Genomic DNA, 15469 nt, shown 5'->3' with positions numbered 1-15469 from the left:
CCTTAGATGCAATAGTTCTTGAACTTGTAAATCAATTTACCTTTGCCGGTACAACGCAGGAAGTAACCCACTTCCTCTTCAGACACCGGGACATCCTGCTTTCGATCTTCACTGTAACGGGAGAACTGACCGAGGCTCATCTGAAGGACAGCTGTCCCATCGGAATCCGCATAATCCGCAAAGCGGAAGTTACTGACCTGCTCGGCCGGCAGACCCGAGATTCCGTTGTTTTGCAGTTCCAGGGTGAAGGGTTGTTTCACACCACGGCTCAAGAATTTGAACGCGGACACTGGCTTCACCAGGGTGTTACCGGAAATCCTGAGCTGACTGTCTTTGATGAAAAGCCTGCTGGTCGCCCCGAGCAGCGATAGATTATCGCCCTGGACTTTGGATTTGGCGGTCAAAGCTTCCGCTGAACCGCGGAGTGCGATGGCAATGGACTGTCCCTGGATATTGGCTTCTTTTCCGCGACCAAAAATGAAGACCTGGCTATCGGTGGCATCCACACCGATATTTTCCACTTCGATTTCGCATTCAAGGCAATAAAGCTTCGAACGCTCGGGGTTGTTCAAAGGAAAGCCATTCTCATCGATCACCGTTGTCAGGACCCTGGCACCCATGTTCCAGAGATTGCGGCCTTTATACTCACTGCGCTTGATGGACGTCTTAAGAAGGGTTGCGACTGCTCCATCGCTGATTTCGATTCCAGCGAATTTCAGCGTGCTGCTCTCATTATCAGCAAGGAAGCTGCCACTGTTGATCGCTGATTTCAGTTCAACCCCTTGGAACACGACGTTCTTCCGCCCCGAAATCACAAGGGTCCGCACATCGGTCGTGGACGTGGGCAAACATTTATCCTTGCTCGTACAGAGGAAGCGATAGGTCAGAGTCCTAATATCGGAAGGCACCAGGGCGTGGAAGCGTGTATCGGAGTAACCCACGTTGGAACCCAGGCGAATCGGGTCCACGCCTTCGACCACCACGTTGGAATCCAGCTTGATGACCTGCTGCGTTGTACCGACGGGACAGCGCGATTTGTCTTCCAGGACTTTGTTAAATTCAGCCACTGTATAGAAGGAACGATCGAGTATTTTCTCACAGGAAACCTGCTGAGCCACCTTGGGGCAGGAAAAGACATTGCCGCTCACCTGACGCTGACCCATCAGCTGCGCTCTGACTGTGGAGAACCATTCACGGCTGCTCCCAGCCAAACCGATCTTCTTCAAGAGATCGTCGCAACCCATAAAGCGATAACTGTTCAGTTTATCCAGCTTGGCCTCTGCGGCCTGCTGAGCGTCCAGTTGAACATCCGGCAGGGTATTCACGACAGGAGCGGCCGGCAAGGCGACGAGTCGCGGCGCGGGGCGCATGGCTAGAGTTTCAATCTTCGGTTGAAATGCTGCGCAGTTGCCCTGGCAATAGTCCAGGAAAACCTTATCAGCGCTGCGGCTGACTTCGACGAGGCTCGTATTTTTGATATCTTCCGGCTTGATCTTATATTGGACCGTCAATTCACCGATCAACGCATCATATTCGTGACTCGGGAATTTGATCAGCTGCCCATTCATACGATGAAAGCGCAAGGTAGTGTCGATCTTTCCGCCTTGCGAATCAATATCCTGATAACCAAGGAATACCAGCACGCCAAAGGGCAGAGGCCTGGCTGGATCAGGTTTGAAGACAGACAAGCGATACTTCGTATGGTCGGCGTTTGCACAGCTCAAATCCATGATCTGAGTGGCGTCTTCGGGGCGCCCGAAGGCCAAATAGGGACTCCGCTTTTCAAAACCGAAGAGCTGGTTGGCAAAATTATACACGCAGCCTGCGGACAGGCTGTCGATGCTGTAATATTCACCAGTCTCACCTGTACCGAGGAAATAGCGGTTTTCGTCAACATAGAGAATGGGGTCATTCTCCAGTTTGCTATCAAAGTTCCTTGGCAGGAACTCACCCTGACATGAGAGTTCGCTTCTGATGATATAGTGGCTATTGTCGTCCACGGGCTGGGTTAGTGTCAGGAGGTCCCGATTGTCGAGGTCAGGACTGGTCTTGGTATCCAAAAGCGCATCCAGCTGACTCAATGAACTGCAACCCACGACGACATGAAGGTTACGTCCCGCAGCGACGAAGTAGCGATTCTGCGAATCCTGGGTATCGAAGCCAACCACGCGAATCTCGGCCACGCCCGTAGCATCGCTGACCTGTATGATATTCAACTGGCTTGTTTCTTGCTGGCCACATGCGCTCAGCAGACCTGCAATCAATACTCCACCTAAGGCGATAAACTTTTTCATTTTGGTATCCTGGTTACTTGATTTCACAGCTACCGACCTGGTCAAAGCCCATGCCGACCGTCCCATACTTCGCGACATCAAACCCATAAGTCGCACAGAATTCGCGGGGCGTTTGACTCGTCCCATCGACGACGAGCTTCTGCTTGGTATTTTCACAGAGTGGGTTCTTTTGCTGCGAGAACAGTGCCGGGGTGTTACAGGCGCGCTTATAGAAGCTGTCCGCTTCCGGACCAACGGCCAGGTAACAGAAGTACATGGCACACATTTTACGCGCCAGTTGGGCATTTTGAGTCTTCAGAGTCTGTAATTTCTGGATCCGTTCGCCAGCGAGCTTGATCGTGCCCGCATAACCCGTGATAGGCCCCATCACATCGTTACGGCCATCGAGGAGTTTCTCAAGTGATGCAGGCGACTCACCGGCCAAAACAGTGGCAAGGTCAACCGTATTGCCTTTATCATCCTTGTCCGCAAGCAATCCGTCCTGCCATTCATCGTAGCGCTCGAGGATCGCTTTTGCGGTCGAATAGGACCACTTGTAGTCTTCAACGATTTTATCCAAAGCTGGCACCACCTGAGCATCAAAGTACGCACGGGCGGGCTCATAGGCCTGTGCCGTAGCCGCGGCCTTGGCTTCTCCGTTCTGGACTCGTCCTTCCATGCCATCGAGCACCTTTTCAGCCATCGTTTTCTTTTCCACGAGGAGTTGGGTGATCGGGGAAACGCCTCCGAAGTATTTCCTGGCCACTTCATCATAAGTGGCGTCCACAACGGCCTTTTCACGCTCCGAGCTCAAGCCCTCGACGATTCCGCAGATCGAGTTATAGCGGGAATTGAGAGGACCCTGATCCGACTCCTGGCAAGCTGCGACCTCTTCTATGAGTTCAATCACATCCCATCCGCTGTCGGATGCATAACTCAGTCGTGCATATTCCCAACGGATCGCACGCAGAGCCGCAAATCCACCCTCACGCGCCTGACAAAAAGCCGTGCGTTCACTCACGTTCTTGTTGACCTGAGGGAGGGCCAGGCGAGCCCTTTGACAATGAGCCAATCCTTCCATCAGGCCGGCCATCAGCTGGCGCGGCGCATCCAGACCTTGATTTTGTAACCTCTGCCAGCGTTCGACGCGAACCGTGATCCCATCAATGGAGTCCGGTCTCGGCGTTTTGTGATAGTCGCAAAGCCACTCCCGGAAGTCGGCTTCAGCTGGCACAAGTTTGTCGCGTAACCCGCTACAACTGCCGTTCACGCCCTCGACCCAGCTTCGTTCAATCGTCAACTCCGCGGGCTCCGCCGCTGCAGTTTGAGCCCCCAGAATCAGGACGCAAGCGAGTAGGCGAACCCAGAGGGTCGTTCTTGGAATTGCACGACAAGGCAATGTAAATTTCATGATTCGTTCCTTTTCCGTCCCAATCAGTTTCGCCGGTTTGTCGAGTATGTTAAGTACATGACATAGGTCGCATCATCGTAACTGCAGCCCTCGCTAGGTGGTGGCAAAGTCAACTCATAGGTACCGAACAGCGGCAGACCCAGGAGCGGAGGCAGGCTTCCTTGATCCCCCATATTGGGTGGAACAGCCGTCGACATAAAGTTGTTCAGGAGCCACCTCTTCTGCCAGAATCCTGCCACCTGCTCGGCGATCGAACCGGTCGTCTTGATATCATAGCTGGCGGGGACCGTGCGATCGCGCGCAACGACCATAATGGGCGCCGGCGTGGAATCCTTTGGTGAGGTTTCCTTGAACACAAAACCATTACCCGTGTGCTTGAGCACATAAATCTTGGGTGCCGCGTTCTGGCAAGCTGAAAGGTTGACGACCAGGTTAAAGTCCACCAGCAAAAGGTTCTGGGTCATACCATTCAAGAGGTCGGCGTCAAAATCCGATGACCAGAGCGAGAAGTAACCCAGGCGTTCCATTTGTCCGCGGGCAAAGGGATTAATTTCAAAGTTAGCTCGTCGTTCCGTAGCCAAAGCGCGTGCCAGGCCACTCCCCGATGGAATGACGATCTGGGTCGATTGGATGGTGAGCACCTGATCCTCGCTCCAGAAAGGAGCTTCAATTACGCTCTTCAGTTTGGTCAGATCACCGCTGTTCTTCACATACGCGAGGCTGTCTGTATTACCCAGCGAGAGGGGATTGCTGCCCTGCAATGACGTCAATGAGTTGATCTGGTTCCGCAGGAGTACCAGAATACGGTTGGCCTGCTGCATCAGCTCACGCTTCTGCTGGATGAAGTTGGGAACGCTTTTGCTGAGTGCCGCCATCTGTTCCTGGGTAGCCATAAACATCTTCTGCTTTTGGCCATTGGAAGCGTCCGCGGCCTGCATATAAAGCGTGTTGATCAGTTTCTCGCGTTCTTCCGCGACCTGCTTATCGATGCTGACTTTGAACTGGTTGACTTCCGAGCGCAGGCCCTGGTCAACAGCGTCCAATTTCTGCAGCTTATCCGCATATTCAACCAATCGGCTGGTAAAGGTCGAGCTTTGGTTGATCACGCGTTCAACCTGAGCGTACTCCTCGTCTGCAATGGCAAGAAGCTTGTCTTTTCTCAGCTTATCCAAGCGCGCAATGGCTTCTTCGGTGGCAGTAGCTTCCCGCTCCAGACCCGAGATGGTCGTCTGCAGGGTTCGGATCATGTCCTGGCGCGCCTTGGTATCATTCTTCAGGCGACGCAGCGTAGCCAGCTCGGTATCGATCGATTGAAGTTCGATATTGAGGTTGGCGTTTTCCGCATTCAGGATCGAGATGCTGGCCTGCTCTTTCTGCTGGTTGAGCTGCTCGTTTTGAATCGAGCGATTCAGGGTCGTGGAACGCAGCTCCACGCTGTTGATTTCTGTCACGAGGCGATCATGCTCGATTCTGAGACTGGCCTTGGTTTCAGCCAGGGTGGAACCTTCCCGATTGCAATCGACAATGATGGTTTCACGTTCGATCAGCTTGCCGATGATATCCTGCTGGAAACCTTCGCTGCGGCCCATGATCTCTGCAATGGCCTGCATCGCATGGAAATTCTTGATTTGCTTGCTCAGCTTCCCCTGCTCGATGGCATCCGCCAGGGCCTTGATCCGTAGCTCCAATTCCTGGGCTTTTTCATAGCCATCCATGAGGAACTTCGCCCAAGTTATGTACTTGTTCGACGCTTCCCGAGCCGTTTCTACAGCCACTCGAGCGGAAGCTTCCACATCAATCGTGGTGATCGCCCCGGACGACATGCCGCAGGCACAGATCGACGTCTTGGGAATGGCCGCAGCCACGGAGAGGGATATCTCCAAGCTCTTGACGACCGTTTCCATGGTGGCCTGGGTTGCGACATTAATGGAAAACTCAGTCAGGAATTTTGTCAGAAGGCCATACAGGCGAGCGCGTGTGCCTTCGGCAGCCGCGATCTCCTTGTCCGCCAGCTCCATCTCTTTCTTGAAGATCTCACGGGCGAATTCCAGCTGTGTGCTGGGCGTTACACCTTCGCACTCCGTCAAGCTTTTCTTCACGATGGGATCATTCTGCAGTTCCGGCGGCAGAGTATCATAGCCGATTGCGCAAAGGGCCTTGGCTACCGTGTTAATATTCTGAGCATTCAGGTTTTGACGCAGACCATTCGATCCGCACATCTTCTCGCGATAGGCCGTTTCCGTCAGACCAAAGTCGGAGACCTGGCAGTTGTACTGCCTGGCCTGATAGGCTGGCACCGCTTCGCCCACAAAGGCCATACGGTTGCGAACGGAACACAGCTGGGCCTCGAGCGAACGGACGGTCTGCTTATTGAGTTCATCACGCTCAAATTCAAGATTCAACTGGCTGTTCCTGGAAGCCTCGATATTGGCATTTGAAATCTGGATCTGTTTAGCGTTGATGATTTTCCGGTTATTGGTTTGCAGCTTTTGATTGGACTTCAGCTGAATATCCGACTCAAGACGGGCAATTTCCGACTCGAACTGGCTTACCTGGATGTCAAGGTTGGTCTTGGATAGTTCCCAGCCCATCAGCCAGCGCAAATCATTCAGCTTCCGGTCCTGATCATTCAGATCAAACTGGACGATATCAGCTTCCTTCCTGGAATGGATAAGGCTTTGGCGGTCCGTCAGCTCCTGCAGCTTCATCTTGAGGCCGAATTCATATTCAAACTTCTGACGCTCGTACTCGTAGCTCTGTTTCTGATTGGCGACGTCCAGGAGCTTGGTCTCGATAGAGTTGCTCATGGCCTGGGCCGATTGCTCCAGCTTGGCAATGCGATAGGAACTCTGCGCGATGGAGATATCCTTGCGGCGAGCCTCTTCATTGATTTCCTCGGTATCACGACCGAGCTTTGACTGTTTCCAGGTGCTCATGAGTGTTTCGATCCGGTCCTCGGCTCCTTCGATGCGGCTCACGAGCTTATCGAGTTCCGCCTTGAGTTTCTCGAATGAGATGTTGGAGAACTCTTCGGGATCTATATTGAGAAAGATGTAGCCTTTATCCAGCGAGGACAGACGCTGCTCGACAGCGTGGCGCTTCGCGAAGAGGTCAGCTGAAAGCGAACTGAACTGTTGATCATCGGCTGGGATTTCCAAGGCCGCCGACTGGAGGACCCAGTTGGCTTTTTCGTAGTTGTCACGGGCCAATTCCGTTTCCGACTTCTTTTTCTTGTCCTCTTCTGATGTCGCGTTTTCCGTGTCTTCAAGCGTTTTGCCGATCAGGTAACGAAGCCTTTCCAGCTTGGTTTCCGAGACAGCCTGATACCAGATGTCACCCGCAGTCATATAAAGTTGAGCCAAAGTCAGGTTATACTGGCTGTTCTGGAAAACATAATCCCGAAAATCACCCGTCTTCTGCTCGCTCAGGAGTTGCCTGGCCGACTCGACGATCGAGACGCCAGTCTGGGCAAAGGCGAGAATTTTCTCCGGCTTCAGCGGTGAACTGCTGCCAGTCCCTGAGGACTGGTAATAGTAGGCCAAATCATTGGCCATGAAGAGGTTGTATTCAGCCAGTTCCGTATGGCAATCAAAGCCGCAGAACTTCAGCTTTTCTTCCGGCTGGCATTTATTGAAGAAGTTGTCTGCGAAGGTCTGATAGGCGGACGTCATCGTTTCGATGTCGCCACGCGCCTTGGCAATCTTCATCTCCTGGACGAATTTCGCGGCCTTGCCCTGCGCTGCCGCAACATCGACATCATTCTTCTCGCAGAGCGCATAAGCCTCGCTCTGACCCAGGGTCAGGGCTAAAGCCAGGACAATCTTCATTTTTATCAAGCTTTTCATATCTCGTTTCCTGTCCTTTTAGTTCGATACGCGAATGATTTCCTGGGTCAGCGCTTCCAGATATTTGGCAAATACTTCAAGCATCTTTTCCTGGCTGTTCTTTTGATTGAGTTTCTGCAGGTATTCGCGCGACTGGCTCAGGCAGCTATCGAGTTTGGTCAAGAGAACGTCGGTTGCTCCCAGTCCCGGATAGACCGACTGAGCCCCCCAGGTCGTTGGAGTTTTGGGAAGAGCACGATCGAACTCCTGACTCAATCCTGAGCAGGACGCAATCTGCGATTTGTCGGCTACCGGGACGAGATCCTGCAATTTTTCAAGATTCACAAGGAACTGGCGCGTGAAATCGTTCAGCATCTTTTGCTTCGCGCTTACTTTTTCAATCGCCTCTGGTATGAACGAAACCTTGGCCGTCTTGCGGATCAGATCGAAGTTGATCTTATCCAGCTCGGGCATCATCCCCTGGACCTTGAAGAGATCCTCGTTTACCATCGTAAGACTCGCACCGGCTGCTCGAACGTCCTGCTCCAACTGAAGCAGGGGGCCAGTCAAGGGATCGATCATATAAACGCGGTTCAGGATGGGTTCGAAGGTTTCCGCTACCATCGTTTGAATAGGAGCCAAAGTTTGATTGGATTCCTTCTCGAGTGAAGCCACAATGCGGCCGTTCACCTGAGTTTCAATACGGGCCAGCGATTCGGCCCGATCCTGAGCAGGTTTCGCCAGACATACCCATTTGCTGTCGAGTTCAGCGTTGTAACGATTGGCCAGGTTATCCGCATAAGTTTTCAGGCTGGCGGCATCGACAGTTGTGGCATCACCGCCGACCTGACTATCGCCGATTTTCAGATAGCGCTCAGCCTCTTCCAAGGCCTGACATTTCTGACCCAGGGTGCCGCCTTCACGGTATCGAATCACTTTAAGGACGAAAAGCTCATATGCTGCCTGCTGCCGGCGACTCGCCAGCGTTGCCTGCTGCCTTCTCACCAGGGTTTTGGAAGCCAAAAGTTCGGCGGGCGTTGCGGGTACGGGTGCCTGGTATCCGGCTTCGCGATTCAGATAGAGATGCAGGCTGAGCTCACGGCGAGCCACATCCGCCGCTGCATCTGAGGGCAAGGCTTCAACAAAATAGGGCACCTTGACCACAGTGTCCTGATCTTTTTGCCAGGCCCCTTCCTGCCGGGATCTTTGGTCGACTGGCACGCTATCCATATCAGACAGGACAGATCGATAAAGATCAATTTGTGGGCCTTGCTCACCTTTGAGGGTATTCTTCCAAAAGACATCGAGATCGCTGAAGGTATAACGTCCATTGAAGGCCATAGCCATGGAAGACGCCAGGAGCCCCACACCAACCCATGGCCAGAGCGCCAGACGCGATCCTGAGGATTTCAAAAACCTTGCTGTCATGGGAATGCTCCAGTGTTCGGGATCGCCCGCATCATTTCATTGGTTTCCTGGCAAAACCAGGGACTATAGAAGGCACACTCCGCCGCGCCGTTGGCCGATTCACGGAGGCTTTTTTCAATTCGGGATATGGCCGCCGCTGGTCCATTGGCATCCAGAGGATTCTGGATCTCGGTCTTGATCGACGCCAATGCGCTCGGCTGTGTGATCCTGGTATTCAGGTTGAGGTGACTTGTGGCTTCGTCCCGCGTATAGCGTCCGCGGATCACAAAATTTTGACGAGCTTTCTCATAGTCGTTGATATTCATACCATCGAAGGCAGCCAGGAGCTCCCGCTCGACAGAACCGACCTTCTCTCTCCAGGCACCAGACTTGTTTTGAGCCTGAATCAGGCCGCGCGACGCATCGAGCTGAAAGCCCAAGCCATTCACATCGCCTTTCCCATTCCGGGTGATACTGGTCGTACCCAATGCCTCATCAAAGGCCTTGGCTATCAAACCCAGGCGCTCCTGCGAGGCGACCAGGGCCGTAGCCCGCAATTCCACCTGGGTTTCGAGTTTGACGGCTTTGGTGACAAAGCCGCTGATGGTCGTCTGAAGATTGGACTTGGTATTCTGGATAGCCATGCCCAGGGCATCATCCGAAGACCCACCGATAAAGAGGGACTTCAAACGTTTGTCCGCATAGTCCGCCACACGGAATCGTATTTCATCCTCGGTTACGCCGTTCTCAAGACAGCCCGTAACAGTCCGCAGGCCATCAATAATTTTCGAGGCCAGGTAAACCCTGTCGAAGTCAACAGGATTCTGCAGACCCTTATCCTTCATCAGGTAGAGGTAGGCAGCCAATTCCGTTCGGGCCAACTTTGCGAACTGACATTGCAAGCTCTTGGCTCGATTGCGGACATAGAGACCATGATAAGAAACGCCTTTGAAATAGCGCGCGACCGCCAGACTACTGGAATCTTCCGCTGCGAAGTGTTGTATGATTGCATCATACTCACCGCAGGCGTGATACTTAATCAAGCAGGCCTCATCACTCAGAGACGCGCAGCTGGACAGATAGCTACTCGTGCAGAACTGCTCAGCGGCCGCCCGAACCTCGCCGATTCCTCCCAGACAAAGGAGAGCGAGGCTTAAGTTCTTCAGCGTTTTCATCATGGTCTCTAACCTATAGTTAAACAATTAAAGCGCAGATGCCTTGGTGACAGTGCCCCAGTTGTTGATGAACCACCCATTCGAGGGGTCCACGAAGTCGCAAACAGCGAGATTATCAGCATTGTCCGCGGTCAGGATTTGACCCCAGCTGCGTCCGCCGTCACGGCTGGAGAGGATGCGATTGCCCAAGGCCAGGAAACCCGTCTGGGCATCGACAAAGTTCAAGCAGCCGATGGTTTCGTTGCCGCTGAAAACCTTTGACTGGCTGAACGTAAGGCCGCCATCTTCCGAACGGTAGATATAGCCTGAGGACGAGACCAGTGAGATTACGTTGGCATCGAGCACATGCATGGACAGGAATTCCATCGCGCTGTTGGCTGGAGGGTTATGGGGAATCTGCAGTGAACGCCAGCTGAGGCCGCCATCATTCGTTACATAGAGGGTGACCTGAGCGGTGATGCCGATTGAAGTCAAGACATAGCCGTTGGTCTGGTCAGCAAAACGAATTTCGTTGATATTTCCAAAGCCGACGCCGGCCGGAGCGTTAAGTTTGCTCCAGGTCTGCCCACCGTTCACGGTTTGATACACGTCTTTATAGGTGGCTGCCCAGGCGTGGTCCGCGTCAACTGCTGTAATGAAAGGAGTGAATTCGTTCGACCCCGTCCTCACATCCGTCCAGGTTTTGCCACCATCGAGGGTTTTGCCAACGTAGCCTTGGCCACCTGCCACCCACACAATGTCCTTGTTCACGGCAGCCACGTCGTCGATGGACTCAGGGATCTTAAGCTGCTGACTCCAGGTAATACCGTCCCGGGTTCCAAAAACAATGCCATCGTTCTCAATCATCCCGACAAACCAGCCTGTTTGCGCGTCAGCCATGTCCAACGCTGGCGAGAAGATCACACCATCCTTATCCGCAGGACTGGAGTTCACGGTCAGACGATTCACAAGGGTATGGCACTGGCCATTCGCGCTCAGGATGGCGTTATTCGCACAGCTCTTGAACTCCAGAGTTCTCTTGTCTTCTGTCACAGTACCAGCAGATGCCGTGATGGTGACTTTGCATTGCTGGCCGCGGAAGGATAGAGGCACTTCACCGTTAATAAGCAGAACGGTAGGAAGCTGGGTCGGTTGGATCCACTCGCAGGCACCTTCCGTGCTAATGGTCAATGGCGCCTGGGTACCATTTGGATTCCGAACGCTGAACGAATAGGTTGGAATTTTCTGCTTGGGGGCAACGAAGACTTGCTTGTCTTCGCCAAGGTCCCAACGAGGCTTGGCGCCGATGGCAACACCCGAAAGACAGTTGATATCATTGGCGTCGCTGGCGTCGAAAATTTCATCTTCGATCAAGGTGGGATCCAGGACCCGGGCCTTGCTCAGGTCAAAACCCATGGCGTCGGCCAGAGCCTGGCAGCCAAACATGAACAGTGTGTTGGAGCCGCGCTTTTCACCGAAGAAATACTTATCCTGGCCGCCGAGATTGGATTTATAGAGAATGCGCGGGCCGACTTCGCAGTCGAGCTTCGGCTGTTCATCAATTTTCAAAGCCAAAACTTCTTCACTATCGATGGATTTCGCAGGGTAATTGCTAAGAAGGCTGCTGGGAAATCCCGTGGCGTCCACCAGCTTGAGGAGACCAATAGGGTTCTTACAGGTTAGCTCATAACCTTTGCCGTTGGAGACCATGACAAACCGCGTCAAATCGTTATCACGCACCCGGATGACGGTGGTGTTGGGATCTTCAGCTTTGGCATTTTGGGACAGCGTACTGTCACCGGGCGTGGCACTGCATGCTGATACGAGAGCAGTAACCAGGCCTAATCCATAGAGGTCTTTCTTGTTGAACACGCATAATCTCCTGACGACTCGAATGTAAAGTGGGTCACACGGCAAGGACTCGGATGCGGAAGGCAGGGGTTTGTTGCAGAAGCATGAAAAAAAGTTAAGTATTCTTCATGCCCGACAATGCCCCCGTTCTGTGACGCGCCGAAGTCAGCCGTTATTCAGCTGTGATTCGAAGGGTGTTTCCGCGGTCGTCGTAACCAACGACAAGGGAAGGACCGAAGGCTTTCAAATTAACAAAGGTACTTATGCCTTCAATATTGGCATTGGGAGCGAGATACCAGGTGATCCCGCCGTCCCGGGTGAGAAGAAGCGTCTTGTGCGACGCCTCTGGCAGGCGGACCACCGCCCAACCGATTCTCTCGTCATGAAATGCCACCTGCTCTGCCTGGGCAATGACAGGCATAAACTTTGGCTTTTCCCAGGATTTGCCGCCATCTGCGGTCCGATAAATCGTCCCCTGCGTGGCAAGCCAGGCATGATTTGCAGTCCGTGCATGGATATCAGTTGGAGGTTCCTGATAGCCTAGCGCCAATACCTGCTGCCAGGTTTCCCCGGCATCCAGGGAACGCCAGACCTGGTTGGGATGATCGGCATCGGATGAGGTCTGCAGAGTCAGATAAACAATCGACGCTGATACGAATTCGAGCGAGCGGACGGCATAGTTCGGGAAGATGGGCAGCCGGATCTCTGTCCAGCTTGCGCCGTTATCCTGAGTCCGCACCATCTGATTATAGTAACCAGTCACCCAAACATTGTTTTCAGAGGGAGCAAAGAGTTGCTTCCACATGACTTTATGAGGAATGACGATAGGTTCAAATGTTGCGCCAGCATCGGTGGTGCGATAGACCAACCCATTAGCCTCGCCCGAGTACCATCCCACGGTGGGGCTGCTGAACGACATCGTTTCCGCCCGCCCTTCAAATGCATAGGTCCAGGTCTGCCCGCCATCGTTGGTTTTCAAAACGTGGCTCATGGCAGCGCGAAATCCCACCTGTCCCGTGGCAAAGTCAACGCCGGGCGTGTAGACTGTTTCAGAACCGGCCCATTTGAAAACCTTCGGAACGGATGCGATCGGTTGGCAAACGCCACCGACGTTGATGGTGTTGGGTTTACAGGTTTCGATCAGAAGGCTTTTGGAATCCTCAGCGATGGTGCCGGCATCCGCGGTCACTGTCAGCTTGCAAGTTTGTCCGATGAATTCCGTGGGAACTGTGCCGTTGATCACCAGAGCGCTTGGCAGGTTGACTATATTGAGCCAGTCGCACTGCCCTTCTTTCGTTAAAGACAAGGATGCGCTCAAGCCGTTCGGGTTTTTCGCCGCGTAAGTCAGCACAGGGATTTCCTTCCCCGGGGTGACCACCATGGAACCTTCTTTTCCGGCATCCCAGCTCGCTTTGCTTCCGATCGCCACGCCCTGAAGGCAATTCAGGTCCTGTTCGTCGGAAACATTGAAAATGGGATTTTCATCTATGAGCATGGGGTCGAGGGGATGGGCCTTCATGAGGTCAAAACCCATCGCGTCGACGAGACCCTGACAGCCAAACATATAGAGTTTGGTCGAGCCCTTGGCACCGAAGAAGTATTTGGTTTTCCCGTCCAGATCAACCTTATACAAAAGTTTGTCGTCCGACTTACAAGTCAGCTTGGGCTGTTGGTCGATCTTCAGATCGGCAGCAGCGTCCATGGTAATGGGAGGATAGGCGTTCAAGAGAATGCTGGGGAAGCCCGTCGCATCCACGAGCCGGAGCAGTCCCAAAGGGTCGCTGCACGAAAGCTCGAAGCCCTTATTGCCAGAAACCATCACGAACTTGATCAAAGAGCCATCCATAACGCGAACGACGCGGACATTGGGGTCGTTGGGAATGGCGGATCGTTTCAATTCACTGGTCGATTCGCTGTTGCAGGAGAACGCAAGGGCAGACAAAAGAATGAGCTGCGATATTTTCAGCACGATATCTTCCTTAAATTCGGACAGAGCCTGTAGTCCAGAGCATACAGTTATTCAAAACGGCCTATCGATACCATCTAAACACCCCCGAAGCAAGGGTTAACAGTTGGCCTTTTGCGACAGTTGACGGCGGATATGGTTAAGTTTTTTAAGAGCGGGCGGGCCATGTCGGGTTCCCGCTCTGGAGGATAGCTCCAGCGAGCCCTTATCGAATACAGAGGTGCATAAGCAACGTGGTCTTGGCCTTCTTCAGCGCCTCACCCGTGTAGAAACTGACGAAGTAAGCCTGAGCAGGATCGTTCTCCACAGCATTGACAGACCAGGAATAGGAATACATATCCAGCTTGCCAGGTTCCTTCAGATCATAAATTTTGTCGCGATAAGCCAGTCTGAGTTCGTCCACTGTCGGCAGGCGCCAGTCGCTGTATCCGCCATAGACAAGCTTGAAGCAATTGGTTTGCGCCTGGTCATAGTTGCGATACGTGTTATCCACGCGTGACCACAAGCGCCCCCGTGTGTCCCGATACACGCAATGTTCATTGCCATTGCAAAGGCCATCGCCCGCTTCACCGGGGGCTCCCCCGACGCCTGTGTCAGACTTGGGATCCCTGATCCAACCGTTGCTTTCCACAGGCAGAGGCTGAGCCTTGATATGAAGGGTCTTTTTCTCGGCCTGGGGCGTTCCTTCTTCTGCCGTGATGTCCAGGGTACAGCTCACCTTTCCTTGAAAGTCATAAGGAGTTTGACCGGTTATGAGGAGTGCTGCGTTGACCTGTGTACTCTCCACCCAGTCACACGTTCCGGTTCTCTTCAAGCTCAAGGTCGCTGAGCTTCCGTCAACCCTGTTCGCTGCGAACGTCGTAAGCGGCAGTCGCTGCGCTTTGTTCAGCACCAGCGTCGTGTCAGCGCCGCTGGTCCAGGCGAGGCCGGCTCCTATCTCATATCCTTCAATGCAACTGATATCATCACCGTCATCGGCTGAGAATACTTTCAAATTCGTGATGAAATCAGGTGTCACTGCAACGGCTGCTTCGGTTTTGAAACCCATGTTCTCGGCAAGGCTCTGGCAGCCAATATTGTAGAGGCGCGTTCTGGATTTGGCGCTATCAGCGAAAAAATAGCGTGTTTTATCAGGGAATTCGACTTTATAAAACGTCTTTTCCGGGTTATTGCAACTCAGAAGGGGCTGTTCATCCAGCTTAAGTTCCATGGTCTCCTGGCTATCAAAATCATGGATGGGAGTCGCATTCAGAAAATCCGTCGGGAAGCCTGTCGATGCAATCAACCTGCGCAATTTGGGTATCGTATCGCAATCAAAGCGATAGCCCTTCTTTGCACCAGTCTCTGGAAGGTTCGTGACGTAAACATAGAATATGGTGTCACCATCGCGAATTCTGGCGACTGTATTGTTTTCATCGTTCGTAACGGCGTTCATTTTAACTTCCGAATTTTCCGTGCCGGCCCCGCACCCAGCCAGTAAAGCCGCTAACACCAGAGGTTTCGCGAACAATGAGAAAGGAGATTTCATAGTCAAGAATCCTTATGATAAACATTCGACTCAACGCCTGATCGATAACCTGCAA

8 protein-coding genes are annotated in these 15469 nt (G+C 53.0%); all 8 read right to left on the bottom strand.

Annotated elements, in window-relative coordinates:
* Positions 1-2: 2 nt before the first annotated feature.
* The 8 genes from OLTU_RS14960 to OLTU_RS14925 all read right to left on the bottom strand — a co-directional run bounded on the left by OLTU_RS14960 (position 3) and on the right by OLTU_RS14925 (position 15321).
* Positions 3-2216: a hypothetical protein gene (locus OLTU_RS14960; RefSeq protein ID WP_218110051.1), complete on the bottom strand. Its 2214-nt coding sequence runs from the start codon at positions 2214-2216 to the stop codon at positions 3-5.
* 91 nt (positions 2217-2307) lie between these two features.
* Positions 2308-3684, bottom strand: coding sequence for a hypothetical protein (locus tag OLTU_RS14955; RefSeq protein ID WP_141733568.1), 1377 nt, complete (start codon positions 3682-3684; stop codon positions 2308-2310).
* Between the two features lie 23 nt (positions 3685-3707).
* Positions 3708-7529, bottom strand: a complete 3822-nt coding sequence (locus OLTU_RS14950) for a coiled-coil domain-containing protein (RefSeq protein ID WP_141733567.1) — start codon at positions 7527-7529, stop codon at positions 3708-3710.
* 18 nt (positions 7530-7547) lie between these two features.
* Entirely contained in the window at positions 7548-8936 is a 1389-nt protein-coding gene (locus OLTU_RS14945) for a hypothetical protein (RefSeq protein WP_141733566.1), read from the bottom strand.
* Positions 8933-10093 (bottom strand): hypothetical protein, encoded by a 1161-nt coding sequence (locus tag OLTU_RS14940; protein ID WP_141733565.1) that lies wholly within the window; start codon positions 10091-10093, stop codon positions 8933-8935. The genes OLTU_RS14945 and OLTU_RS14940 overlap by 4 nt, the downstream gene beginning before the upstream one ends.
* A 24-nt stretch (positions 10094-10117) precedes the next feature.
* Complete coding sequence (locus OLTU_RS14935; protein WP_141733564.1) at positions 10118-11941, bottom strand: sialidase family protein; 1824 nt, start codon at positions 11939-11941, stop codon at positions 10118-10120.
* Between the two features lie 151 nt (positions 11942-12092).
* Positions 12093-13889 carry a WD40/YVTN/BNR-like repeat-containing protein gene (locus tag OLTU_RS14930; protein ID WP_141733563.1) on the bottom strand — a complete coding sequence of 599 codons (1797 nt, stop codon included), beginning with the start codon at positions 13887-13889 and terminating at the stop codon, positions 12093-12095.
* 202 nt (positions 13890-14091) lie between these two features.
* A complete protein-coding gene (locus OLTU_RS14925; protein WP_176736638.1) occupies positions 14092-15321 on the bottom strand; it encodes an Lcl C-terminal domain-containing protein in 1230 nt (409 codons plus the stop codon).
* Positions 15322-15469: the final 148 nt, after the last annotated feature.

Origin of the sequence: Oligoflexus tunisiensis (assembly GCF_001748245.1) — a bacterium.
In the GTDB taxonomy this organism is placed as follows: Bacteria; Bdellovibrionota_B; Oligoflexia; order Oligoflexales; family Oligoflexaceae; genus Oligoflexus; species Oligoflexus tunisiensis.
Note: the sequence above shows the minus strand (reverse complement) of the source record. Positions and strands in the feature narration are given on the sequence as shown.

Bases quoted from the DNA above. Each gene is read 5' to 3' on its own strand.
- OLTU_RS14925 (WP_176736638.1), bottom strand. From the start codon at position 15,321: ATGAACGCCGTTACGAACGATGAAAACAATACAGTCGCCAGAATTCGC.
- OLTU_RS14940 (WP_141733565.1), bottom strand. From the start codon at position 10,093: ATGATGAAAACGCTGAAGAACTTAAGCCTCGCTCTCCTTTGTCTGGGA.
- OLTU_RS14950 (WP_141733567.1), bottom strand. From the start codon at position 7,529: ATGAAAAGCTTGATAAAAATGAAGATTGTCCTGGCTTTAGCCCTGACC.
- OLTU_RS14955 (WP_141733568.1), bottom strand. From the start codon at position 3,684: ATGAAATTTACATTGCCTTGTCGTGCAATTCCAAGAACGACCCTCTGG.
- OLTU_RS14945 (WP_141733566.1), bottom strand. From the start codon at position 8,936: ATGACAGCAAGGTTTTTGAAATCCTCAGGATCGCGTCTGGCGCTCTGG.